General features: G+C 68.8%; 20 protein-coding genes. 14 read left to right on the top strand and 6 right to left on the bottom strand.

Annotation, left to right across the window (positions count from 1 at the left end; all coding sequences use genetic code 11):
* Positions 1 to 24: 24 nt before the first annotated feature.
* Positions 25 to 1,461: an aldehyde dehydrogenase family protein gene (locus INQ43_RS09065; protein WP_194033979.1), complete on the bottom strand. Its 1,437-nt coding sequence runs from the start codon at positions 1,459 to 1,461 to the stop codon at positions 25 to 27.
* Positions 1,462 to 1,528: 67 nt separating this feature from the next.
* Positions 1,529 to 2,410, bottom strand: coding sequence for a thioredoxin (trxA, locus tag INQ43_RS09060; protein WP_194036235.1), 882 nt, complete (start codon positions 2,408 to 2,410; stop codon positions 1,529 to 1,531).
* Positions 2,411 to 2,546: 136 nt separating this feature from the next.
* On the opposite strand from trxA, the gene INQ43_RS09055 reads away from it, so the two are divergent.
* Together INQ43_RS09055 and INQ43_RS09050 are read left to right on the top strand one after the other, a co-directional pair.
* Positions 2,547 to 3,176: a hypothetical protein gene (locus INQ43_RS09055; protein WP_194036234.1), complete on the top strand. Its 630-nt coding sequence runs from the start codon at positions 2,547 to 2,549 to the stop codon at positions 3,174 to 3,176.
* Positions 3,177 to 3,202: 26 nt separating this feature from the next.
* On the top strand, positions 3,203 to 3,406 hold the full coding sequence (locus INQ43_RS09050; RefSeq protein ID WP_228062686.1) for a helix-turn-helix transcriptional regulator: 204 nt from the start codon (positions 3,203 to 3,205) through the stop codon (positions 3,404 to 3,406).
* Between the two features lie 52 nt (positions 3,407 to 3,458).
* On the opposite strand, the gene INQ43_RS09045 is transcribed toward INQ43_RS09050, so the two are convergent.
* The gene (locus INQ43_RS09045) at positions 3,459 to 4,775 is read right to left on the bottom strand and encodes an amidohydrolase family protein (protein WP_228062464.1); all 1,317 of its coding nucleotides are present in this window, start codon (positions 4,773 to 4,775) and stop codon (positions 3,459 to 3,461) included.
* A gap of 190 nt (positions 4,776 to 4,965) precedes the next feature.
* Here INQ43_RS09045 and leuS point away from each other — a divergent pair, with 190 nt between their 5' ends.
* From leuS to tldD, 10 genes are all read left to right on the top strand, one after another.
* Complete coding sequence (gene leuS, locus INQ43_RS09040) at positions 4,966 to 7,740, top strand: leucine--tRNA ligase (RefSeq protein WP_194037634.1); 2,775 nt, start codon at positions 4,966 to 4,968, stop codon at positions 7,738 to 7,740.
* A gap of 75 nt (positions 7,741 to 7,815) precedes the next feature.
* A complete protein-coding gene (gene lptE / locus INQ43_RS09035; RefSeq protein WP_194036233.1) occupies positions 7,816 to 8,457 on the top strand; it encodes an LPS assembly lipoprotein LptE in 642 nt (213 codons plus the stop codon).
* Between the two features lie 2 nt (positions 8,458 to 8,459).
* On the top strand, positions 8,460 to 9,503 hold the full coding sequence (holA, locus tag INQ43_RS09030) for a DNA polymerase III subunit delta (RefSeq protein ID WP_194036232.1): 1,044 nt from the start codon (positions 8,460 to 8,462) through the stop codon (positions 9,501 to 9,503).
* Between the two features lie 18 nt (positions 9,504 to 9,521).
* Positions 9,522 to 10,202, top strand: a complete 681-nt coding sequence (gene nadD, locus INQ43_RS09025) for a nicotinate-nucleotide adenylyltransferase (RefSeq protein WP_228062463.1) — start codon at positions 9,522 to 9,524, stop codon at positions 10,200 to 10,202.
* A 29-nt stretch (positions 10,203 to 10,231) separates the two neighbouring features.
* Positions 10,232 to 10,687, top strand: a complete 456-nt coding sequence (rsfS, locus tag INQ43_RS09020) for a ribosome silencing factor (RefSeq protein ID WP_194036231.1) — start codon at positions 10,232 to 10,234, stop codon at positions 10,685 to 10,687.
* 37 nt (positions 10,688 to 10,724) lie between these two features.
* Positions 10,725 to 11,195 carry a 23S rRNA (pseudouridine(1915)-N(3))-methyltransferase RlmH gene (gene rlmH / locus INQ43_RS09015; RefSeq protein WP_194036230.1) on the top strand — a complete coding sequence of 157 codons (471 nt, stop codon included), beginning with the start codon at positions 10,725 to 10,727 and terminating at the stop codon, positions 11,193 to 11,195.
* A gap of 112 nt (positions 11,196 to 11,307) precedes the next feature.
* Positions 11,308 to 11,916 (top strand): Maf family protein, encoded by a 609-nt coding sequence (locus INQ43_RS09010; protein ID WP_194036229.1) that lies wholly within the window; start codon positions 11,308 to 11,310, stop codon positions 11,914 to 11,916.
* Positions 11,913 to 13,424, top strand: coding sequence for a ribonuclease G (gene rng, locus INQ43_RS09005; RefSeq protein ID WP_194033970.1), 1,512 nt, complete (start codon positions 11,913 to 11,915; stop codon positions 13,422 to 13,424). Before INQ43_RS09010 ends, rng begins: the two co-directional genes overlap by 4 nt.
* Positions 13,425 to 13,468: 44 nt before the next feature.
* Positions 13,469 to 17,365, top strand: a complete 3,897-nt coding sequence (locus INQ43_RS09000) for a YhdP family protein (RefSeq protein WP_228062462.1) — start codon at positions 13,469 to 13,471, stop codon at positions 17,363 to 17,365.
* 135 nt (positions 17,366 to 17,500) lie between these two features.
* Positions 17,501 to 18,943 carry a metalloprotease TldD gene (tldD, locus tag INQ43_RS08995; protein ID WP_194036227.1) on the top strand — a complete coding sequence of 481 codons (1,443 nt, stop codon included), beginning with the start codon at positions 17,501 to 17,503 and terminating at the stop codon, positions 18,941 to 18,943.
* A gap of 13 nt (positions 18,944 to 18,956) precedes the next feature.
* Here the strand turns inward: tldD and yjgA are convergent, their stop codons facing one another.
* Positions 18,957 to 19,604, bottom strand: coding sequence for a ribosome biogenesis factor YjgA (gene yjgA, locus INQ43_RS08990; RefSeq protein ID WP_194036226.1), 648 nt, complete (start codon positions 19,602 to 19,604; stop codon positions 18,957 to 18,959).
* Positions 19,605 to 19,771: 167 nt separating this feature from the next.
* Between yjgA and pmbA the strand changes: the two genes are divergently transcribed.
* Both pmbA and INQ43_RS08980 read left to right on the top strand, forming a co-directional pair.
* Positions 19,772 to 21,082: a metalloprotease PmbA gene (gene pmbA, locus INQ43_RS08985; protein WP_194037632.1), complete on the top strand. Its 1,311-nt coding sequence runs from the start codon at positions 19,772 to 19,774 to the stop codon at positions 21,080 to 21,082.
* Between the two features lie 145 nt (positions 21,083 to 21,227).
* Entirely contained in the window at positions 21,228 to 21,563 is a 336-nt protein-coding gene (locus tag INQ43_RS08980) for a DUF4870 domain-containing protein (protein ID WP_194035828.1), read from the top strand.
* A gap of 90 nt (positions 21,564 to 21,653) precedes the next feature.
* Here the strand turns inward: INQ43_RS08980 and INQ43_RS08975 are convergent, their stop codons facing one another.
* Both INQ43_RS08975 and INQ43_RS08970 read right to left on the bottom strand, forming a co-directional pair.
* Positions 21,654 to 22,970: a M48 family metalloprotease gene (locus tag INQ43_RS08975; protein ID WP_194036225.1), complete on the bottom strand. Its 1,317-nt coding sequence runs from the start codon at positions 22,968 to 22,970 to the stop codon at positions 21,654 to 21,656.
* Positions 22,967 to 24,814 carry a CHASE2 domain-containing protein gene (locus INQ43_RS08970; protein ID WP_194033965.1) on the bottom strand — a complete coding sequence of 616 codons (1,848 nt, stop codon included), beginning with the start codon at positions 24,812 to 24,814 and terminating at the stop codon, positions 22,967 to 22,969. Before INQ43_RS08970 ends, INQ43_RS08975 begins: the two co-directional genes overlap by 4 nt.
* Between the last annotated feature and the right edge of the window lie 36 nt (positions 24,815 to 24,850).

The raw sequence follows: 24,850 nt of genomic DNA, 5'->3' as shown, positions 1-24,850 counted from the left end.
TCTTTCCCGCGATGCGAGGCGGCGTCAGGAATCGCGAATCACGAGCAGCCGGGTTTCGGTCATGTCCCCGATCGCGTAGCGCACGCCCTCGCGGCCGAGGCCGGACTGTTTGACGCCGCCGTAGGGCATGTTGTCGACGCGGAAACTGGGGATGTCGCCGACGATCACGCCGCCAACCTCCAGCCGGTCCCAGGCGCGCATCGCGTGGTCCAGCCGGCCGGTGAACACGCCGGCCTGCAGGCCGAAATCGCTGTCATTGACCGCGTCCAGCGCGTCCTCGAAGTCCTCGAAGGGCTCCATCAGCGCGACCGGCCCGAACGCCTCGCGGCGGTACAGGTCGGCATCGCGCGGCACGTCTTCGAGCAGCCAAGCCGGCAGCAGGTTGCCCTCGCGCGGTCCGCCAACGATCTTTTTAGCCCCCGCCTTGCGTGCGGCGGCGATCCAGTCCTCCACTCGCTTGGCCGCCTCCTCGTCGATCATCGGCCCGATGAAGGTCTTCTCGTCGCTCGGGTCGCCGGCTGGCAGCCTGGCGATGGCCGCCTTCAGCTTCTTGCGCAGCGCCTCGTAGATCGAGGCATGGGCGTGGATGCGCTGCACGCTGATGCAGCTCTGGCCGGACTGGTAATAGGCCCCCGACACCAGCCGCTCGACGATGAAGTCCAGGTCCCGGCCCGGTTCCGCGTCGACGATACAGGCGGCGTTGCCACCCAGCTCCAGCACCACCTTCTTGCGGCCCGCGCGGGCCTTCATGTCCCAGCCGATCAGGCCGCCGGTAAAGCTGAGCAGGGCGATCCGGTCGTCCTCGACCAGCGGCGCGGCGTCCTCGTTGGAACAGGGCATGACCGAGAACGCGCCCGGCGGCAGATCCGTCTCGGCCAGGACCTCGGCGATGATCAGCGCGCCGATCGGGGTCTTGGCGGTAGGTTTGAGCACGAACGGGCAGCCGGCGGCGATCGCTGGCGCGACCTTGTGGGCGACGAGGTTGAGCGGAAAATTGAATGGTGTGATGAAGCTGCACACCCCGACCGGAACCTGCCTGCTCATGCCGCGATAGCCGCGGGTGCGCTCGGAGAGCTGCAACTCGATCACCTCGCCGCCGATGCGGGTGGCTTCCTCGGCGGCAACACGGAAGGTCTCGATCAGGCGGGCGACTTCACCGCGCGCATCGCGGATGGGTTTGCCGGCCTCGATGCACAGCACCTGCGCGAGTTCCTCCTCGCGCTCCTGGAACCGCTTCACGCAGTGCGCGAGCACGTCGCGGCGCGCATCGGGCGGGAACGCGGCCATGGCCTCGCGTGCCTTGCAGGCCGCGTCGATGGCCTGCTCGATGGCTTGAGCATCAGCGAGCGCAACCCGGGTGGCCGGTTTGCCGGTGTATTTGTTCAGCACCACCAGGTCGGTATTGGCTGCAACCGGCTTGCCGGCGAGGTAGTACGGATAGGACTTCTTCAGCGTGGGCATGGGCACCTCCAGTGCTGCAGCATTGCCCGTGAGCGGTTAAGGCGCGGTCGTGCGGTTGCGCGTCGCCTTAGAACAGCAGCGACGACATCCGCCGGCGGTAGCGGCCGACCAGCGCGGTGTCGTCGGTAATGCGGAAGGCATCGATCAGCGCGGTGCGGGGAAGGCCGCCGTCGAAGTTGCGGTCACGCGCCAGCATTTCGATGAACTGCTCCATCGCCGCCTCCGGATTGCCGGCCACGATGTGCCGTGCGCCCAGTAAATGGCGCGCGCGCAGGTCATCGGGATCCTTGGCGACCGAGTGCTGCAACTCCTCGAGGCCCGGCGCGGTGCTGGCCAGTGAAATGAAGGCAAGCCGCGCACGCGCATTGACGGTGCGATCGTCGGTGGCCAGGTTGGCCGGCAGCGCGTCCAACAGGCCCGTGGCCTCGTCGGCCTGGTCGGTCTTGAGCAGGGCGAGCGCCAGGTCCAACCGCAGCTCGGCATTGTCCGGCGCCTCGGCCGCTGCGGCGCGCAAGCGCGCGACCTCGGCCTGGGGGTCGACGGGGACCGGCGCCGCGGCGTGGTCGGCCGCCGCAGGGGCTTGGGCCGGTTCCACACCGTGCTGCTTGAGGAATTCGCGGATCTGTCCCTCCGGCAGCACGCCAGGGAAGCCATCGGCGATCTGGCCGTCCTTGACCAGGAACACGGTTGGAATGGAGCGGACCTGGAAGGCTTCGGCCAGCTGCGGTTCCTGGTCGACCTCGACCTTGGCCAGCTGGAAACTGCCGTGATACTCGGCGGCGAGCTTCTCCAGCACCGGGCCCAGCTGCTTGCACGGCTCGCACCACGGCGCCCAGAAGTCGACCAGAACCGGCGTCTGCATGGACTTCTGCAGGACATCGGTTTCAAAGCCGGCGGTGGTGGCATCGAAAACGTGGCGGGCGGGCAGGGCGTCGGGCAGTGCAGGCATCGGGCTACTCGCAGATGAAGTTCACAGGCCTAGATGGTGGCGGCGCAGCGGATTCCAACCGGATGTAAAGCGTAGTTGACATCCGGTGAATTCGATGTAACTTCGAACGTACATTTAGTCCGGTGGAGGAGACACAATGATCGTGAATCGTTGGAGCGGTCTCGGCTTGCTGGTGTCGGCGATGTTTGCGCTGTGGTTGTTGCTCGCCAGCCCGGATTCACTGCTGGGGCTGGATACCGGCCACGTCGGCATGGTGCTGCTGATCACCACCGCGTGGGTCTCGCTGTTCGCCGTCAGCCGCCTGCCGCGGGACGCGGTCGCCGAGGCCGCCTCGCCGGGCGAGTGGAACGCGTGGATCGGCACCGTCTTCATGGCCGCCGCGGTTGCCTATCTGGTCTCGAACGTTGACGCCTTCCGGGCGGCAACCGTCTGGAACGATCCCGTTACGGGCCGGGTCGTGCGCAATCTGGTCGCGTTGCTGATCGCCTGGAGCGTGTTGCGCGGCGTGCTGGCCAGGCGCTGGAGCGAGGCGGTGACGGAAGACGAGCGCGACCGCGAAATCGCGGCCAAGGCTGCGGGTTGGGGACGTTTTGGGCTGGTCGCGTTTTGTGTCGGTGTAGCCGGGGTACTTGGACTGTCGCCTCAGGACCGTCTGCAGTGGGCCAGCCACCTGGTGATCGCCAACCTGTTGATCTTTGGACTCATGCTCAGCTGCCTGCTCGAATACCTCGGGACGGCCGTCTACTACTGGCGCGACCGCCACTGAGGCGCGACGGCATGGCATCGACGCCCATCCAAAATTCCATCCGCGCGTTGCGCTTTGCCCGCGGCGAGATGACCCAGCAGGCCCTGGCCGAAGCGTGCGGCGTGACCCGGCAGACGATCATCGCGCTGGAGGCCGGGAAATACGCGCCGTCGCTGGAACTCGCGTTCCGGATCGCCCACGCGTTCGATGTTGGCATCGACGAGGTTTTCCAGTGGCCGCGTACCCCATGAGCGCTGCTTAGCGCGCCGTCGGATGCGATGGCCGCTCCCTTCCGCGTCCCTACTAGGCGTCCGGCTGCTTGTAGATCACCCCGTCCTTCATCACGAAGCGGACATCCAGCACCCGGTTGATGTCTTCCACCGGGTCGCCCTGCACGGCGATGATGTCGGCGCGCTTGCCGCTGTCGATCACGCCCTGGTCGTCGACGCCGAGCACCTCGGCGGCGCGGATGGTGGCCATCTGCAGGGCGACCGCGGCCGGCACCCCGGCTTCGGTGAGGTAGACGAACTCGCGCGCGTTGTCGCCGTGGGGGCCGACGCCCATGTCGGTGCCGAAGGCCATTTTCACGCCGGACCGGTAGGCCTTGCCGGCGGTCGCCTGGATCAGCGCGCCGATCTTCTCAGCCTTTGGCCGGACGACGGCGGGGAAGTAGCCGTCGATCTTCGCCTTGTCGGCCACGAAGCGGCCGGCGTAGATGGTCGGGATGTACCAGGTGCCCTTGCGCTTCATCAGCGCCATGACCTCGTCGCTCATGTAGGTGCCGTGCTCGATGCTGGTCACGCCGGCCTCGACGGCGCGGCGCATGCCTTCCTCGCCGTGGGCGTGCGCGGCGACGCGGTAGCCGTAGTCCGTGGCGGTGTCGACGATGGACTGGATCTCGTCGACGCGGAACTGCGGCGCGTCACCGGATTTGGCGTACGACAGCACGCCGCCGGTGGCAGTGATCTTGATCACGTCGCTGCCGTCCTTGTACCGCTGCCGCACCGCCTGGCGGGCATCGTCGACCGAATTGATGACGCCCTGGGTCGGTCCGGGCGGGCCGATCAGGTGCGAAAGCGCGGAGTTGTAGCCGTTGGTGGGGTCGGCGTGGCCGCCGGTGGTGGCAATCGACTTGCCGGCCGCCCAGATCCGCGGGCCGTCCACCAGTCCCTGGTTGATCGCATCGCGCAGGTGCGGCGCCACCTCGCCGCCGAGGTCGCGCACGCTGGTGAAGCCGGCGAGCAGCGTCTGTCGTGCGTAGCCGACCGCGCGGAAGGCATAGTCGATGTCGTCCAGGCGGAAGCCTTCCGAGTAGCTTTCCGGGCTGGACTGGCTGCCCAGGTGCACGTGCAGGTCGGTCCAGCCGGGCATGCAGGTGTGGCCGGAGAGATCGACGTTGGTGGCGCCGGCGACGCTGGCATTGCCGCCGCTGACGATCCGCTCCACGCGGCCATCGAGCACCAGCACCGTGTGCGGGCCGAGAACCTTGCCGGCGCGGCTGTCGAACAGTTTTCCGCAGTGCAGGGCGCTGGCGCCGTCGGCGGCAAGCGCGGTGGCTGGCAGCGCGGCGACGGGCAGCATGGCAAGGGCAAGCAGGGCGCAGGAGAGGCGAGTCGGCACGGCGGTATCCGGTGGCGAGGGTGGGATCGATTGAAGCACGTGCACGCGCCACGCGCGTGGCGCGAAAGTACCGGGTGAAACTCCGCCTCCCAAGGACCCTGCACGGTCTGCGGACCCACCCGCATGGCGGCAAGGGAGGCGCTGGGTTAGGCTTTCCGGTCCATCTGTCTCCGGTTCCACGCCCGTGCCCATCGAAGCCTCCGCCGACCCCCGCAGCAATGACCCCGGCAGCGCCGGCGGGTCCGGTTTCGAGCCGCATGCGCTGGAGACGGCGGCCCAGCGCTACTGGGACGACACCCGCGCGTTCGAGGTCGACGAGAGCTCGGCCAAGCCGAAGTTCTATTGCCTGTCGATGCTGCCGTATCCCTCCGGCGCGCTGCACATGGGCCACGTGCGCAACTACACCATCAGCGACGTCATCAGCCGCTACAAGCGGATGACCGGGCACAACGTGCTGCAGCCGATGGGCTGGGACGCGTTCGGCCTGCCCGCGGAGAACGCGGCGATCAAGCACCACACCGCGCCGGCGCAGTGGACCTACGCCAACATCGGCCACATGAAGGCGCAGCTGCGGCAGATGGGTTACGCGATCGACTGGTCGCGCGAATTCGCCACCTGCGAGCCGTCCTACTACGTGCACGAGCAGCGCATGTTCGTGCGCCTGATGAAGCAGGGCCTGGCGTACCGCAAGAATTCGGTGGTCAACTGGGATCCGGTCGACCAGACCGTGCTGGCCAACGAGCAGGTGATCGACGGCCGCGGCTGGCGCACCGGTGCGATGGTGGAAAAGCGTGAAATCCCGCAATGGTTCCTGAAGATCACCGACTACGCCCAGGAATTGCTGGAGGGCCTGGACCATCTGCCGGGTTGGCCGGACGCGGTCAAGACCATGCAGCGCAACTGGATCGGGCGCAGCGAGGGCCTGGACATCACCTTCGCCGTGCGCGATGCCAACGGCGCCGAGCTCGATCCGCTGACCGTCTACACCACCCGTCCGGACACCCTGATGGGGGTGAGCTTCCTCTCCATCGCCGCCGAGCATCCGCTGGCCGCGCATGCCGCCGCCAACGACACCGGCCTTGCCGACTTCGTCGCCGACCTGCGCAAGGGCGGGGCCACCGAGGCGGAGCTGGAGACGCAGGAAAAGCGCGGCCTGGATACCGGACTGCGCGCGATCCACCCGATCAGCGGCGAAGAGCTCCCGGTATTCGTCGCCAACTTCGTGCTGATGAGCTACGGCACCGGCGCCGTGATGGCGGTGCCCGGCCATGACCAGCGGGACTGGGAGTTCGCCCGTCGCTACCAGTTGCCGATCAGGATGGTGGTCGTGCCCGATTCGGTGCGCGATGCGGTGCGCGAGATCGGCCAGGACCTGGGCCGTCACGCCGATCCGATGGCCAGTGCACTGGGGACGCAGGCCTCGACCGACACCTATGACACCGGCGCGGCGGTGCAGGTGGTCAGCGACTTCGAGCAGGGTATCGCCGAGCAGGGCGCCTATACCGAGCGCGGCTGGCTGGTGAACTCCGGCGAATACGACGGCATGGACTTCCAGCAGGCCTTCGATGCCCTGGCCACGCGTCTGGAAGCGGAGGGCCGTGGCGCACGCCGGGTCAACTTCCGCCTGCGCGACTGGGGCGTCAGCCGCCAGCGCTACTGGGGCTGCCCGATCCCGGTCATCTATTGCGAGGCCTGCGGCGCAGTGCCCGTGCCGGAGGACCAGTTGCCGGTCGTGCTGCCCGAGGACGTCGAGTTCATGGGCACCGCCTCGCCGATCAAGGCCGATCCGCAGTGGCGCAAGACGACCTGCCCGGGCTGCGGTGGAGCGGCCGAACGCGAGACCGACACCTTCGACACCTTCATGGAGTCCAGCTGGTACTACGCGCGCTACACCTCGCCTGGCGCGACCGAACAGGTCGATGCACGCGCCAACCACTGGCTGCCCGTTGACCAGTACATCGGCGGCGTCGAGCACGCGATCCTGCACCTGCTGTATTTCCGTTTCTACCACCGCCTGCTGCGCGACCAGGGGCTGGTGAACAGCAACGAGCCGGCGACCAACCTGCTGACCCAGGGCATGGTGATCGCCGAGACCTTCTACCGCGAAGGCGAGAACGGTTCGCGCGACTGGATCAATCCGGCCGAGGTGGAGATCGTCCGCGACGAGCGCGGCCGCATCTCCGGCGCGACGCTGAAGGCCGACGGCCAGCCGGTGGTGATCGGTGGCATCGAGAAGATGTCCAAGTCCAAGAACAACGGCGTCGATCCGCGCACCATGGTGGATCGGTACGGCGCCGACACCGTGCGCCTGTTCTCGATGTTCGCCGCCCCGCCCGAGCTGTCGCTGGAGTGGAACGAGGCCGGCGTGGAAGGCATGGCGCGGTTCCTGCGCCGGTTCTGGCGCGAGGTGGTCACCCACGCATCCCAGCCCGACCACCCGCCGGTGGACCCGGCCGCGCTGGACGCCGGCCAGAAGACGCTGCGCCGGCAGCTGCACCAGACCATCGGCAAGGTCGGCGACGACTACGGCCGCCGCCACGCCTTCAACACCGCGATCGCCGCGCTGATGGAGCTGCTCAACCACGTCAGCAAGTTCAAGGACATGAGCGACCAGGGCCGGGCGGTGCGCCACGAGGCCCTGGAGGCGATGGTGCTGCTGCTCAACCCGGTGACCCCGCATACCAGTCACGCCCTGTGGCAGTCGCTGGGCCATGCCGAGACGCTGCTGGAAGACGTGCCGTTCCCGCAGGTCGACGAGGCCGCACTCGTGCGCGATGCGGTGGTCATGGCGGTGCAGGTCAACGGCAAGCTGCGCGGCAAGATCGAGGCGCCAGTCGGCATGGACAACGCGGAGGTGGAGAAAATGGCCCTGGCCGAGCCGCACGTCTCGCATTTCGTGTCCGGCCTCACGGTGCGCAAGGTGATCGTGGTGCCTGGCAAGATCGTCAACATCGTCGCCGGCTGAATACCCCCCCCCGCGCTCCATCAGCCGCCGCGCTTTATGCTTGCTGCGCCCATCCCGCTCCTTCAGACTGCCTCGATGATCCGACGCCTGCTGCTCCTCGCCCTCGTGCTGACCGTGTCCGCCTGTGGTTTCCAGTTGCGTGATGCACTGACGCTGCCGGCCGACCTTGATCCGGTCAAGGTGGTCTCGAAAAGCCGCTACAGCCCGCTGGCCGACCGTCTGCAGCAATCGCTCACCCGTGCCGGCGCCACGCCGGCAGGCTCGGCGGACCGCAACCCCGCGGTGCTGGAGATCAAGGCCGAGCGGTGGGGCGATACCCCGTTGAGCGTCGATTCGCGAGGCCGCGCGCAGGAGTTCAGCCTGCGCTACGCGGTGGTGTTCGAGATGCGCAATGGCGACGGCACCGTGCTGGTGCCGCAGCAGAACATCGAGCTCTCGCGCGACTACATCTCGGTGCCGAACAATTCGATCGGCACAGAAGGCGAGCGCGAGATCCTGGTGCGCGAACTGCAGCGCGAGATGGCCGCCTCGATTCTGCGCCGGATCGACGCGGCCGGCAGCGTGGACACCGCCTCCCAGGACGCCTCCGAGGTGTTCCAGCAGACCACCGATGCTGCCAAGGCCGCGATGGAAGCCGCCGAAGCGATGCCGCCGCCGCCACCGCCGCCGGTTCCCGCCGATGACGGAACCGAGCCGGCGCCCGGCTCCCAACCCTGAGCATGGAGCTCAAACCCGAACAGCTGGCCGCCCAGCTCGGATCGGGAACCCTGGCGCCGGCCTACCTGATCGCCGGCGCCGAGCCGCTGCGGGTGCTGGAGGCTGCCGATGCTGTGCGCGCCGCCGCCCGCACGCAGGGCATCACGGAGCGAGAAGTCTTCGACAGCGAAGGCAGCCGCGAGCCCGACTGGGACGCGATGGCGGCCAGCTTTGGTTCGCCGGGCCTGTTTTCCAGTCGTCGTCTGCTCGAGTTGCGCCTGCCTACCGGCAAGCCGGGGAAAATCGGAGGCGAGCTGATCTGCCGGTTCTGCGCCGATCCGCCGGCCGACGTGGTGCTGCTGGTCACCGCCGGTGAATGGAGTCGCAAGCACGCCGGCAAGTGGAGCGCGGCGATCGAGGGCATTGGCAAAATCGCGATCGCCTGGCCGATCAAGCCGCACGAGCTTCCCGGCTGGGTCGAGCAGCGGCTGCGTTCGCGCGGCGTGCGTGCCGACGCCGATGCCGTGCAACGCCTCGTGGAACGTATCGACGGCAATCTGCTGGCCGCCGCGCAGGAGATCGACAAGCTGGCGCTGCTGGCCGACGGCGGCAGCTTGGACCTGGCGCGGATGGAGTCGCTGGTCGCCGATGCGGCGCGCTACGACGTGTTCCGCCTGATCGACGCGGCGATGAACGGCCAGTCGCTGCAGGTCTCGCGGATGCTGGCCGGCCTGCGCGCCGAAGGCGAGGCGGTCCCCGCTTTGCTGGGAATGGTCGTGATCGAACTGCAGCGGACCGCCGCTCTGTCGCGGATCAAGGCGCGCGGCGGCAACCTCTCGGCGGAGTTCAAGGCGCAGCGCGTCTGGGATTCCAAGCAGCCGATGTACCAGCGCGCCCTGCAGCGCCATCCGCCGGCGCGCTGGGACGCTTTCGTCTCGCGCATCGGGGCGGTGGACCGCATGGCCAAGGGGCGTGAGCCCGGCGACCCGTGGCTGATGCTGGAGCGGGTCCTGCTGGCAGTCGCCGATCCCGCCGCGGTGCGGTTGCTGGTGCATGTGGATGCCTGATCGCGACGGTATCCCGCGTTGAATCCGGCGGGACCACTTCTGCGGGTGTTCTACGGCGGCACTTTCGACCCCGTGCACTGCGGCCACCTGCACATTGCCCGCAACGCACGCGACCACTTGGCCGCCGTCATCCGCCTGATGCCGGCGGCGGATCCGCCGCATCGCGCTGCGCCTGGGGCCAGCGCGGAGCACCGCGCGCGGATGCTGGACCTGGCCGTGGCGGGTGAGCAAGACCTGCTCGTCGATCGACGCGAGTTGCTGCGTGACACGCCGTCCTATTCGGTCGATACGCTGCGCGGCATCCGCGCCCAGTACGGCATGCAGGCGCCGGTCGCCCTGCTGATCGGCGCCGACAGCCTGGCCGGGTTGCCGCAATGGAAGGACTGGCAGAGGCTGTTCGATCTGGCCCATTTTGTCGTCGCCGCCCGCCCCGGGGTCGACCTCGACCGGCATCCTTCCGCGCCGCTGCTGACCATGCTCGACGGTCGCTGGACCGACTCGGTGACTGACCTGGAGGCGGCACCGGCCGGCCGTGTGCTGTGCCTGCCCAACCGCCTGCACCCCGGATCGGCCACCGACATCCGCGAGCGCATCGCCGCCGGCGAGCCGTGGCGGGAGCTGGTTCCGGCGCCGGTGGCGGAGTACATCGTTCAGCATCGGCTGTATGTGAAGCGGCCCGGCAGCCCGGCTTCGCTATAATCACTGCCGCACCCAACCCCAGAGCCTGCATGTCCACCGAAGCCCAAGTCATCAAGACCCGTCTCCCGAGCCCGCCGCCCAGCGTCGACGAACTGCTGGACACCGTGCGCAGCGCCATCGCGGAGCTGAAGGGCAAGGATCCGGTGGAAATCGACGTGCGCGGCAAGAGCAGCGTCACCGACTACATGGTGGTGGCCTCGGGCACGTCCTCGCGCCACGTGAAGTCGATCGCCGACGAGGTGGTCAAGTTCGCCAAGAAGCTTGACATCATGCCGCTGGGCGTGGAGGGCGAGCGCGAGGCCGAGTGGGTCCTGGTCGACTTGGGCGACGTCGTTGTCCACATCATGCTGCCGCGGGTGCGCGAGTTCTATGCGCTCGAGCGCCTGTGGACCGTGGGCGACCAGCCGTCGGCGTCGGTGGACGAATACGGCGAGCCCGGGATCGGTTCCGGCGAGCTGGAGACCCGCGACGAGGACGACCTCTAATCGAGGCGCCTGTCGCGCAGGCGATAACGGCCCGATCATGAAGGCCAGACTCATCGCCGTCGGCGAGCGGGCCCCGCGCTGGGTCGCCGAGGGCTTCGAGGACTACCGCAAGCGTCTTTCCCACTGGTTGCCACTGGAACTGGTGGAGGTCGAGCCCGGCGTGCGCGGCAAGAACCGCGACATCGCTCGTGCGACCGCCGAGGAAGGCGCCCGCGTGCTCGCTGCGCTGCCGCGCTCGCCGCTGGTGGTGACGCTGGACGGTCGTGGCAAACCCTGGAGTTCGGAGCAACTTGCCCAGCGCCTCGAGCATTGGCGCGGCCAGGGTCGCGACCTCGCTCTGTTGATCGGCGGGCCGGAAGGCCACGCCGATGACGTGCTGGCCCGCGCCGACGAGTCGTGGTCGTTGGGGCCGATGACGCTGCCGCACATGCTGGTGCGTCTGGTCGCTGCCGAGCAGCTCTACCGCGCCGCGGCAATGCTGGCCAACCACCCCTACCATCGGGCCTGACCGCGGGTCGCGGAACCACGCCTGCAGCGACCGTGCGAGCCGGCTGGCGCTCAGGCGCCGCGGGTTATGCTTTCCGCCATTCGCAAACGCGACCGGTCGTCCCTGGAGACCCATGCTTTATCTTGCTTCCCGCTCTCCGCGTCGACGCGAACTGCTGACTCGCCTCGGGCTTGAGTTCACCGTGCTTGAACTGGACGTGCCCGAGCAGCGCCAGGCCGACGAAACCGCGCAGGCCTACGTCTCCCGGGTCGCGCGCGACAAGGCGCTGGCCGGCCTGGCGCGCGTGTCCGGCGAGCCGGATGCCCTGGTCCTGGGTTGCGACACCGAGGTGGTTCTGGACGAGGACGTGTTCGGCAAGCCGGGCGACAGTGCCGAGGCGGCAGCGATGCTGCGACGGCTGTCGGGCGTGCCGCACACCGTGGTCTCCGCGCTCGCGCTGGTCTCGGCGTCTCGCCATGAAGAAGCGGTATCGGTGTCCACAGTGCGATTCGCTTGCTTGCCGGATACCGTCATCCAGGCCTATGTCGAAAGCGGCGAGCCCTTTGGCAAGGCCGGCGGCTATGCCATCCAGGGCCTTGCTGAGGCGTTCGTGGAGCGCCTGGACGGCAGCTATTCCGGAGTCATGGGACTGCCGCTGCACCAGAGCGCGAAACTGCTGGCGAAATTCGGTCTCCGCCCACTGGCCGCGGGCCTGCCCACCTGCGCAACGGAGGCGCCATGAGCGAGGAAATCCTGGTCAACGTCACCCCGCGTGAGACGCGGGTGGCCGTGGTCGAGAACGGCATGTTGCAGGAGCTCCATATCGAGCGTGGCTGGGCCCGCGGCGTGGTCGGCAACGTCTACAAGGGCAAGGTGCAGCGGGTGATGCCCGGGATGCAGGCGGCGTTCGTGGAGATCGGGCTGGAGCGCGCGGCGTTCCTGCACGCCGCCGATATCGTCCGGCCGTCCGCTCCCGCGCTTACCGGCGAGGAGGACCCGAACGCGCCACCGCCGCCGACCCGGCCGATCAGCGAGTTGCTGCGCGACGGCCAGGAAATCATCGTCCAGGTGGTCAAGGACCCGATCGGTGGCAAGGGCGCCCGCCTGACCACGCTGACCAGCATTCCCTCGCGCTACCTGGTGCTGCTGCCACACACCCGGGTGATCGGGGTCTCGGCAAGGATCGAGGACGAAGCCGAGCGAGCGCGTCTGAAGGGGATCGTCACCGGGTTGACCGCCGAGGGAGACACCCACGGCTACATCGTGCGCACCAACGCCGAAGGCCAGCCCGAGGAGGCGCTCGCCGACGACGTGGCCTACCTGGCGCGGGTATGGAGTCTGATCGGCGAGCGCTCCGCCGGTGCGCGCGTGGGCGAGTGCATCTATGAGGACCTGACCCTGCCGCTGCGCGCGGTGCGCGACCTGATCCGCCGCGACGTGGACAAGGTCAAGGTCGATTCGCGCGAGACCTTCGAGCGGTTGCGCACGTTTGCGTCGCAGTTCATGAGCTCCGCCGGCGCGGCGGGGACGCCTGAGCTGGCGCAGAAGATCGAGCACTACTCCGGTGAGCGGCCGATCTTCGACCTCTACGGGGTCGAGGACGAGATCCAGCGCGCGCTGGACAAGCAGGTGCCGCTGAAATCCGGTGGCTACCTGGTGATCGACCAGACCGAGGCAATGACCACGGTGGACATCAATACCGGCTCGTTCCTCGGCCAGCGCAATCTGGAGGAAACGGTTTACCGGACCAACCTGGAGGCCGCGCAATCGGTCGCCCGCCAGCTGCGCCTGCGCAACCTGGGCGGGATCATCATCATCGACTTCATCGACATGAATGATCCCGAGCACAAGCGCCAGGTGCTGCGCACGCTGGAGAAGGCGCTGGCCAAGGACCACGCCAAGACCACGGTGTACGACTTCTCGCCGCTGGGCCTGGTGGAGATGACGCGCAAGCGCACCACCGAGAGCCTGCAGCGCCAGCTCACCGAGCCATGCCATGAGTGCAACGGGCGCGGCACGCTGAAGACGGCCGAGACGGTCACCTACGAGATCTTCCGCGAAATCGTGCGCCAGGTGCGCCTGTTCGACGCCGACCGACTTCTGGTGATGGCGTCACCCAAGGCGGTGGCACGGATCACCGATGAGGAGTCGGCGGCGGTCGCCGAACTGGAGGAATTCCTCGGCAAGTCGATCCGCTTCCAGGCCGATGACCAATACGCGCAGGAGCAGTTCGATGTCGTCCTGCTCTGACGCCTCCCGCCACGACTGAGATGCCTACCCCGCTGCGCCGCCGAATGCGATTGGCCCGCCGGGGCGTGGGTTACACCGCGGGCGTGCTCCTGGTCCTGCTGGCGCTGGTGATCGCGGTGGCCAGCGAGCTGCTGCCGCTGGTCGAGCGCCACCCCGACCGCGTCGCCAGCTGGCTGGGCGATCGGGTCGGGCGTCCGGTCGCATTCGACCATCTGGAAACCGGCTGGACGCGCCGGGGGCCATTGCTGCAATTGCATAACCTTCGCCTGGGCGAGGGTGCTGATGTGTTCGACGTCGGCGACGCCGAGATGCTGCTGTCCATCTATGCGGGGCTGTGGCCGGGCGTACCGTTGTCGGAACTGCGCCTGCGGGGTCTGGAGCTGGTCCTGGAGCGGTCGCCCGACGGTCGCTGGCAGGTGCGTGGGCTGCCGGGCCAGCGCGAGGCGGACGGTGATCCGTTCCACTCGCTGGAGGGGCTGGGCGAGCTGCAGGTGAGCGACGGCGCGCTGACTGTGCTGGCACCGGATCTGGGGCTGGATCTGACCGTGCCGCGCATTGACCTGCGTCTGCGCGTACAGGGCGATCGCGTCCGCGCCGGACTGCGCGCCTGGCCGGAGGCCCTCGCGGCTTCCAATGGTCGACGCGACAACGACGCGTCGGCCCCCGTGCTTGCCATGCTGGATTTCCACCGCAGCGACGGTACCGGCCGCGCCTATGTAGGGATTGAACGCGCGGAGCTGCAGCCGCTGGCCTCCGTCCTGGATCTGCACGGCATCGCCCTGCAGACCGGAGAAGGGCGGGCCCAGGCATGGGCCGATCTGGAGGACAAGCGCCTCGTCGGGGTCAAGCTGGAGACGACGCTGGAGCGGGTGGTGCTGGCCGGTTCCACGATCGCTCCTGTGCCGGGCGCTGCGGGGCAGATCCCGCTGCAGGTGATTGATCTGCTTGAGAGCCGGTTGAGCTGGCAGCGCACCGATGGCGGCTGGCAGCTGGACGCGCCCCTGCTGCATCTGCGGATGCAGGGCGAAGACCACCGCTTTGGTCCACTGACCCTTGCCGCCGGGCGCCAATACGGTCTCGTGGCCGGCCAGATCGATCTGCAGCCACTGGCGTCGCTGGCCGTACTGAGCAACCAGTTGCCCGGGCCGCTGCGGCACTGGTTGTTGAATGCGCGCCCGCACGCGTCGCTCTCGGGGGTGGACCTGCAGGGAAGCCTCGACGGCGGCATGCAGGGCGGTGCGCGTATCGACGGCCTGGGATTTGCACCGCTCGGCAATGCGCCGGGCATCAACGGGCTGGCAGCGGATGTCCGTGGCGATGCGGACGGCTTCAGCGCCCAGTTGGATCCCTCCTCGGCGATGAGCTTTGACTGGCCGCGGGGCTTCGGCGTGGCCCACGTCGTCCACCTGGAAGGCAACGTGGCCGGCTGGCGCGGCCCGGACGGCTGGCAGGCGGGCACGTCCGCGCTGCGCATAAAGGGTCCGGATTTTGGCGCTCAGGTCCGTGGCGGGCTGGGCTGGAACGGAGACGGCGGGCGTCCGCGGATCGACCTGGCGGCCACGGTGGACGAGACCCGCCTGCCGGTCGCCAAGGGGTTCTGGGTGCGCCACCTGATGCCCGAGGCGCTGTTGCACTGGCTGGACACCGCGCTGGTCGACGGCGTCGTCCGCGACGGCCGCGCGATTGTTTCCGGCGACCTGGACGATTGGCCGTTCGATGACCACACCGGCCGCTTCGAGGCCAGCGCACACATCACCGATGCCACCGTTGCGTTCCAGCCCGACTGGCCCGCCGCGACCGGGCTCGACCTGCAGGCCAGCTTCATTGGCAACGGCCTGGACATCACCGGTCATGGCACCCTGGCCGGCATCACGATCCCCACGGTCAAGGCCAGCGTCGATCACTACCACCGCGGCACGCTGGCGGTGAGCGCAAAGGGCAACGGCGACGTGTCACGCCTGCTGGGCCTCCTGCGAGCCAGCCCGCTGCAGCAACTGAATCCGGAGACGTTCGCAGCCATCAAGGGCTCCGGCCCTGCCGAAGTGGATTTCGCCATGGCGCTGCCGATGGTTGAACACGGCGTGCTCGCGGTCGACGGCAACGTCCGCCTGGCCGGCGCGCGCGTGGCGGACCCGCGTTGGGGGCTGGCATTCGAGCAGGTGCGCGGTCCGGTGAGCTATACCCAGAACGGCTTCCGCGCCGACCGCCTCGACGTGCAGATGGGTGGTCGTCCGGGCAAGTTGTCGCTGCGCTCGGGCAAGGACGCAGTGCGTGATGCGGGCAACGTGCTCGAGGCCGACCTGCAGGCGCAGTTCGGCGCCGACACGCTGCTGGCCCGCGCACCGGAGCTGGGCTGGCTCGCGCCCTACATGCACGGTCGCTCCTCGTGGACGGTGGGCGTGCTCGTGCCCGCAGCAGGCACCGGCAGCGGCGGTGCTGCGCGCCTGAAGCTGCAGTCCGACCTGGTAGGTACGGCGCTGACGCTGCCTGCGCCGCTGGCCAAGCCGGCAGGGCAGCAACTGGCAGCGACGGTGGAAACCGCCCTGCCGCTCGACCAGGGCGAGGTGCAGGTGGTCCTGGGCGATGTGCTGGCCCTGCGTGCGCGCAGCAGCGGCCAACGCACCGGCATCCGCGCGGCTCTCGGGACCGGCACGCTACCGGCGCCGGCGCCTGCGTCCGGGCTGATCGCCAGCGGCCGTGCGCGCCGTCTGGACGCGATCGGCTGGGTGGGCCTGGCCCGGGCCGGGGCGGTTGATGGAAGCGGCGCGGGCGTGCCATTGGGCCAGATCGACATCCGCACCGATCGGCTGCAGCTGTTTGGCGGGGAGTTCGGCGATGCGCGCGTCCGCGTGTCACCCGGGACCGGTGGGGCGCTGCTGGTGCAGACGGACGGTGCGCGGCTGCAGGGCGGTTTGCAGGTCCCCGCGTCGTCCACGGCGCCCGTCTCGGGCCGGTTTGAGCGCGTCCACTGGCGTCTCCCCACAAAGGCGGCAGACGCAGCCAAACCGGCGGCGCAGGTTGCCGTCGCCGCGGAGGACGACGACATCGATCCGGCGCGCATCCCGCCCCTGGCGCTGGAGATCGACGACCTGCGCCTGGACGACGCGGTGCTGGGCCGGGCATCGCTGCGCACGCGCTCGACCGGCACGGGCCTCCAGATCGAGCACTTCAGCGCCGAGACCCCGGGCCAACGAATGGACGTCCGCGGCAGTTGGGTCGGGCGCGGAAAAGCCGCGCGCACACGCTTTGAAGTCGACCTTGCCAGCACCGACTTCGGTCGCCTGCTTGCCGGGCTGGGTCATGTCGGACGCCTTGACGGCGGCGAGGGCCGCATCTCGCTGGCCGCCGAATGGGCGGGAGGTCCGATGCAGTTCGACCTGGTGAAGGTCTCCGGCAACCTGAAGGGCGAGGTGCGCGACGGCAGACTGCTGGACGTGGAACCGGGTGCGGGACGGGTGTTGGGCCTGCTCAGCGTCGCCGAGCTGCCGCGCCGGCTGATGCTCGACTTCCGCGATTTCTTCTCCAAGGGCTTCGCCTTCAACGAGGCCAAGGGCGACATCCGCTTTGCCGGCGGTATGGCGAGCAGCGATGACCTGCGCATCGAAGGCCCGGCGGCGCGGATCAACATCCGTGGCGAAGCCGACCTGCGCGCGGAAACCTTCAACCAGACGATCGAGGTGCTGCCGCGGTCCGGCAACCTGCTGACCGTGGCCGGGGCGCTGGCCGGTGGGCCGGTGGGCGCGGCGATCGGCGCCGCGGCCAACGCGGTGCTGCGCAAACCGCTGGGCCAGATCGGCGCGAAAACCTATCGCGTCAGCGGTCCCTGGAAGGATCCGCACGTGGACGTGGTCAGCCGGGAACCGGAGCGCAACGGCCAGGCGCCGGCGCAACCCGCCGTGGAGCCGCCGCCCACGCCACCGGCGCGGCCGCCCGCCGGTTGAAGCGCCCGCAGTCGCCCGCATATCGTCCGGGTGGCTTTGCACCTGCGCGCCGCTGCACCCCCGCCGATTTCTCCCGTGCGCCGCCTTCCCGCCCGGTAGGCCGCCCAATCCGTCATCACCTCCCCAGAAGATCCCATGACCCAAACCCTGCAACTTGCCGAATCCCGCCTCCTGCTGCCCTCAGGGCTTGATGCCGGGGGACTTGAGCGAACCTTCGGCACGCTGCTCGGGCCGGGTATCGACTTTGGCGACCTGTATTTCCAGCATGCCCGTCGCGAGAGCTGGAGCGTGGAGGACGGCATCGTCAAGGACGGCGCGCACTCCATCGAGCAGGGCGTGGGCGTGCGCGCGATCAGCGGCGAGAAGACCGGTTTCGCCTATTCCGATGAGATCAACGCGCAGGCGCTGATCGCCGCGTCCACCTCGGCGCGGGCGATCGCACGCGACGGCGGCAGCCTGACCACCCGGCCGCTGGTGCGCGCCAACGCGCAGGCCCTGTACGCGCCGGTGGACCCGGTGGATTCGATGGGCAACGAGGACAAGGTCGAGGCGCTGCGCCGCATCGACAGGCTGCTGCGCGCGGCCGATCCGCGGGTCAAGCAGGTGATCGTCAGCCTGGGCGGCGGCGTGGATACGATCCTGGTGGCCCGCAGCGACGGCATCATGGGTGCCGACGTGCGTCCGCTGGTGCGCTTCAACGTGCAGGTGATTGTCGAGCAGAACGGGCGCCGCGAGTCGGGCTACACCGGCGGTGGCGGGCGTTACGGTTATGCCGAACTGTTTGCCGACGGCAAGCCGGAAGCTTGGGCGCGCGAGGCCCTGCGCCAGGCGCTGGTCAACCTGGAAGCCGTCGACGCACCGGCCGGGGTGATGCCGGTGGTGCTCGGCAACGGCTGGCCCGGCGTGCTGCTGCACGAGGCGGTCGGGCACGGCCTGGAGGGCGACTTCAACCGCAAGGGCACCAGCACCTACGCCGGCCGCATGGGCCAGCGCGTCGCCGCGCCCGGTGTCACGATCGTTGATGACGGCACGCTGCCGGGGCGCCGCGGCTCGCTCAACATCGATGATGAGGGCGAGCAGACCCAGTGCACGACGCTGATCGAGGACGGGGTGCTGGTGGGCTACATGCAGGACTCGCTCAACGCCCGGCTGATGGGCATGGCGCCCACCGGCAACGGCCGCCGCGAATCCTTCGCCCACCTGCCGATGCCGCGCATGACCAACACCTACATGCTCGCCGGCAAGCACGATCCCGAGGAGATGATCCGCTCGGTGAAGCGCGGGCTGTACGCGGTCAACTTTGGCGGCGGCCAGGTCGACATCACCAGCGGCAAGTACGTGTTCTCGGCCACCGAGGCCTACATGATCGAAGACGGGAAGATCACCGCGCCGGTCAAGGGCGCCACGCTGATCGGCAACGGCCCGGAGACCATGCAGAAGGTGCGCATGATCGGCCACGACCTGGCGCTGGATGAGGGTGTCGGCGTATGCGGCAAGGACGGCCAGAGCGTGCCGGTCGGCGTCGGCCAGCCGTCGCTGCTGATCGATGGCATCACCGTGGGTGGCACCCAGGCGTGATGCCGCAGGGCGGCTACGGCTGGCGCTGGTCTGCTGCGTCGTCGTCGAGCGCGCGGTCGTCGATGGTTTCGTCGCCCAGCGCTTCGTCGTCGAGCACCTCGTCGCCGGCGTCCAAGCCCGCGGCACCGGCGACCGGCATCTCCGGCAGCAGGATCAGTTCGCGCAACTGCCGGAACAGCTCGCGCGCGGCGCGCGGCGGCTTGTTGCGCTTGCGCTCCTCCAAGCTGTTGCGGACCAGCTGGCGCAGGCCCTGGCGGTCGGCGTCCGGATACAGGTCCAGCAGCTCGGTCAGGGCGGCATCGCTCTCGGCCAGCAGGCGGTCACGCCAGGCCTCGACGCGGTGCATGATCGCGGTTTCGCGCCTTGCGGTATCGCCCTTCTCGTCGAGCGCGTCGCGGATCGCCTCCATCACCGCGTCATCCTCGCGCCGCATCTGCTTGGCCAGGAACGCCAGCTGGCGCTTGTGGGCGATGTGCGAGGTGATCCGGCGTGCCTCGCGGATGTGCGGCAGCAGCTCTTCCGGCACCGGCATCCGGGCCAGCTGCGCCTCGCTGAGGGCGACCAGCTGCTCGGCGATGGCGGCCACTTCCAGCGCCTCGCGCCGCTGCTGGCTGCGGCTTTCGCCACGGAATTCGCCGGTTTCCTCGTCTATGCCGCGCATCGTTGGATCCTACATTTTCCGGTCGCCACGGGTCTGGCCCGTCGCGACCGCATCAAGAACAGACTCCGGGGCGATTGCCCGGAACCACAGCCTGCAAGGATAAGACATTGAACGAGCTGCGCCCGACCCATCCATCCCATCCATCCCACAGCGAGGAGCAACTGGACATGCTGGCCGGCCTGTCCCGGCGGCTGCTGGACGCCGCGCTGGCCAACGGCGCCGACCAGGCGGAGGTGTCGTGCTCGGAGGATTCCGGGCTGAACGTCAGCGTGCGCATGGGCGAGGTGGAGACGGTCGAGTCGACCCGCGACCGCTCGATCGCGGTCACGGTCTACTTCGACGGCCGCAAGGGCAGCGCGTCCACGGCCGACCTGCGCGAGGAAAGCCTGGCCACGACCGTGGACCAGGCCTGCGCGATCGCGCGCCACACCGAGCGCGACCCGGCCGCCGGGCTGGCCGACGCCGAGCTGATGGCGACCGACCTGCGCGAGTTCGACAGCTGGCATCCGTGGGATATCCAGGCCGATGAGGCGATCGACCTGGCGCTGGCCTGCGAGCAGGCGGGCCGCGATGCCGACCCACGCCTGGAAAATTCAGACGGCGCTTCTGCGTCCAGCGGCAGTACCGTGTCGGTGTACGCCAACTCGCACGGCTTCGTCGGCCGCGAGCGCGGCACCCACCACAGCCTGGGCTGTGCACTGATCGCCGGCCGTGGGGAGCAAATGCAACGCGACGGCTGGTACGACATTGCGCTGGCCGCGGAAGACCTGGAACCGGCCAGCGCGATCGGTCGCAAGGCCGCCGAACGTGCGATTTCGCGCCTGGCACCGCGGCAGGTCCCCACCGGCGCGTATCCGGTGCTGTTTTCGGCCGAAGTCGCGCGCGGGCTCATCGGCCACTTGCTCGGCGCCGTGTCCGGCGGCGCCCTGTATCGCCGCGCCAGCTTCCTGCTCGACAGCGTGGGTACGCAGGTGTTCCCCGAGTGGTTTGCTCTGCATGAGCAGCCGTTCCTGCAGCGTGGGTTAAGGTCCTCCTCATTCGATGCCGAGGGCGTGGCGACCCGCGAGTCCGCGCTTGTGGAAGGCGGGGTGTTGCAGCGCTACGTGCTGGGCAGCTACTCAGCGCGACGCCTGGGCCTGCAGACCACCGCCAACGCCGGCGGCGTGCACAACCTGCAGGTGGCCAGCAATGCCGGCGACCTGCCGGCAATGCTGGCCGGGATGGGCACCGGACTGCTGGTGACCCAGCTGATGGGGCAGGGCGTGAACACCATCACCGGCGATTACTCGCGCGGCGCGGGTGGCTTCTGGATCCAGGACGGCCAGATCCAGTACCCGGTCGATGGCATCACCATCGCCGGCAACCTGAAGGACATGTTCGCCGCCATCGAGGCCGTCGGCAGCGACGTCGACCACCGTTCGCACATCCGCACCGGCTCGATCCTGGTCGGGCGGATGACGGTCGCCGGCGAAGGCTGAGCCGGCTCGATTGACCTGCCTGCGGGCAGGGCACATGCTTTCACGAGTCTATTCAGGGGGAATTTGCATGAACGTCCACGACCACGATCCACTTGGTACACCGCCGCAGGACGAGGGCATCCCCGTCCAGCAGCGTCAATGGGCGATGTTTGCCCACCTGTCCGCGCTCACCGGCATCTTCACCGGCGGCTTGGGCTGCATCCTGGGGCCGCTGATCATCTGGCTGATCCAGAAGGAATCCATGCCCTTCGTGGACGACCAGGCCAAGGAAGCCCTGAACTTCAACATCACCATCGCCATTGTCACGCTTGCACTGGTGGCGGTCGGGACTGTCCTGCTGGTGATCCTGATCGGCTTCCTGTTCTACTTCGCGGCGTTCGCGGTCGGCATCTACTGGCTCGTGATGACCATCATCGCGACCATCAAGAGCAACGAAGGCGTGGCCTACCGCTATCCGATGACGCTGCGTCTGGTCAGCTGATTGCTGCAACGGCCGGTCGTTACGGCCGACCTGCAGCCACGGGCCCGGAAAAGTCATTTCCCGGGCCCGTTCCGGTTTGGCGTCCGGTGATCAGCGGCGGACCCGCTGGTCGAGCCGGTCCATGCGCGCCTCCAGCGGCGGATGCGTGCGGTACAGCTGCGACATGCGCGCCGGCCGGGTGCCCAGGGCGGCCATCTTCTGCAGCACCGCGTAGAACGACAGCGGGTCGAACCCCGCGCGTGCCAGGTACACCCCGGCCGCCTCGTCGGCGCGGTATTCGGCGTCGCGGTCCAGGCTGCTCATCATCACCGCCGCGCCGTGGGTGTTGACGTAGTCGCGGGCGAAATCCGCTGCAATACCGTGTGGCCGGACCTGGGCCATCGCGACGTCCTTGCCGACCTTGGCAATCTCCTGCTTGCGGATCACCTCATAGTGGTCGCGCTGGACCACGTGGCCGAGTTCGTGGGCGATCACCGCCGCCAGTTCGGCGTCGTCGTCAAGCAGGTCGTACATGCCGCGGGTGACCAGGATGTAGCCGCCCGGAGCGGCGTAGGCGTTGATCTCGCCGTCGTCGATGACCCCGAAGGTCCAGGGCAGTTGCGGTCGCGAGGTCTGCGAGGCGACCCAGCGCCCCACCAGGTTGATGCGCTTCTGCGCTTCGGGGTTGGCCCACAGCGGCGCCGCGCCCAGCACCCGCCCGGCAATGGCCGGCCCGAGCTCGAGCTCCTCGGCCGCCAGTTCCTGTTCGGACTTGCCGACCGCGCGATCGGCGACCCGCATCGCGCTGTCGGCGATCGCACCGCCACCGAGACGGGAAAGCAGTCCGCGCGCCGAGGACAGCGTCGCGCGTTTTTCGGCCTGGGTCGCCTGGCCGCCGCTGCCACGCGCTGCCGCCGCATCCGGTCCCCAGGCGATGCGTACCGGCTGCCAGCCCTGGCTGCGCGCGTGTGCGCCAGCGGTCTCCGCACTGACGCTGTAGGCCTGCAACCTCGACAGTCCGGCAGCGTCGTTGCGGGCGGTTCGCAACGTGGTCTCGTTGATGCCGCGCACGCTCGCCGTCTCCGTGCTCCTGCCCTGGCCGGAATTGCCACCGAACAAAGCCTGACTGTTGGCGGCAGGGGTCTCCGCGCCGGCGCTCGCCACCCGCACCTCGTTGATGCGCACGTAACCACTGCCGCCATCGGCCAACTGCAGCCGGTACCACAGGCCGTTCTGGTCAACGATCTTTACCGCCGCATTGCGCTGCAGGACGGCGATCTTGCCGGCCTTGAAGTCCGGTGCGCTGCGCACCTCCACCGAGGGTTTGTGCACGACCGCGGGCATCTCGGCGGCCATGGCAATGGCGCCGGCGGTGAGGAGCAGCGCGGGCAGGATCGCCACGCCGATGCGTTTGCTGATGAGCTTCATTTGGTTTCTCCATCGGGCGCGGGGCCCGTATCCAGGAAGGTGTTGGCGGCTGCCAGCGGCCGCTCGGGGAGTTGGTTGAAGTCCTGGCCAAGCAGGCTGTGCAGTTTCAGTCGGCGCTCCCCGGGGCTGGCGCCCCCGGTTTCCGCCATCGCAAGACTGATCGCGAGCTGCGCACTGGCGGCCGGAGCGTTGGGATAGCGCAGAAGCTCCGACTGCAGGCCATCCAGGTCCTTGCGGACCCGGTCGCGCAACGCCATCTCGCTGCGGCCGTTCCACAGCAGCATCACGATGTCGTCCAGCATGGCCGTCATGACGTGCTTGCGCTCCACGATGCCGTCGATCATGACTATGCCTTCTTCGGCATACACGTAGCGGCGCAGCACGCGCCGGTACTCGCGCCGCCGGACCTTGTAGCTGCGCGCCGACAGGCTGGCATCCGGCAGCAGGCGCAGGCGCACCACCGCCGTCCATGGCTCGGCGGCCGGATCGTGCTCGGCGGTGTAGTCGCTGTTGCCGTCCGCGCGTCCGCGCTGCACGCCCGAGTACATCCTGCATGCGCCGAAACACAGGCTGATGAAGCCCACGCTGGCGAAGATGTCGAGGAAAAACCCGAACAACGTCAGCCCGGCAAAGGCAAGCAGCAACAGCAGCGCGTTGATCGCCACGAACACCGAATCCACGTCCTTGTGCGGCTGCCCGCGCCAGAAGACCACCGTGGTCAGCAGGGTCGCCAACGCGGCGAGCACGTATTTCACCCATCCCGGCGGCATGCGGATCGCGCTTCCGGCCACCAGCGCCTCGGTCGCCTCGGCGAGCACTTCCACCCCCGGCATCGCGCGGTTGACCGGGGTGGGCTTGACGTCGTTGATGCCCGCCGCGGTGTAACCGACCAGCGCCACGGTGTCGGTCAACGATGGCATGGGGTGGGCGTCGGAGTGGCAGATCGGGCGTTGTTCGATGATGTCGGCCGCACTGGCGTAGGGCAGTTGCGAGCGGGTCCGCCAGTTGACGCGCAGCAAGGGCTTGCGCGGATGGCGAACCGCTGCGATTGGGTGATCCGCCAAGGCGGCCAGGCGCAAGGGCAGCGCGGGGATGCTCCAGTCGCCCGCCTCCAGGTAGAGCAGCACGTCGCGCACCACGCCGTCCTCGGCACGGGCGACATTGACCAGCGCGCTGTGGCGCGCCATGGCCTCGCCATAGGGCAACATCAGCGCGACCGTCGGCCCGGGGGTGGCCGCGTTGCGCGTGCGTGGATACGCCGCGGGGGCGAGGTCGGCGGTGAGCGGTGCCCGCGCGTCGAAATCGCGGTGCAGGCGCGAGGCGGCGAACAGGAACCGGCCTTCACCGGCTTTCGCCATTTCTTCCAGCACAAGGTCACCTTGGGGGTCCTGCCCGGAGCGATCGGCGAAGAGCACGTCGAAGCCGACCCCGCGCACGCCGGCGCGGTCGAGCCCGTCGATCAGGTCGGCGTGGCGTGCGCGGCTCCATGGCCAGCCGCCTTCACCGACGCTGCGGAAGTAGTCGATGGAGCAGTCATCGATCTCGACCACCACCACCCGGCCCGACGGTGTCGGCTCAACGGGGCGCCACTGAAGCACCTGGTCGAAGATCGCGTCCTCGGCAGCATCCAGCGAACGTTCGTGGGTCCAGTCCCACGCCAACCAGCCAATCGCGGCGACCGCCAGCAGCGGGAAGAAGGCAAAGCGCAGCCGCAGCGTCAGCCAGGCCAGCGGGCGTCGGTAGCCACGCAGGACGACGGTCCAGGCGTCCATCGCGCGGACGCCCAGCGTTGCCATGCGTGTATGCAGCCATGCCAGTACCGCATGGCCCGGGCGGTTGCCCATCGCGCTACCTTCCTTGACGGAACCCTTGTCCCCTCC

The organism is Lysobacter sp. H23M47 (assembly GCF_015209765.1).
Taxonomy (GTDB): domain Bacteria; phylum Pseudomonadota; class Gammaproteobacteria; order Xanthomonadales; family Xanthomonadaceae; genus Novilysobacter; species Novilysobacter avium.
Note: the sequence above shows the minus strand (reverse complement) of the source record. Positions and strands in the feature narration are given on the sequence as shown.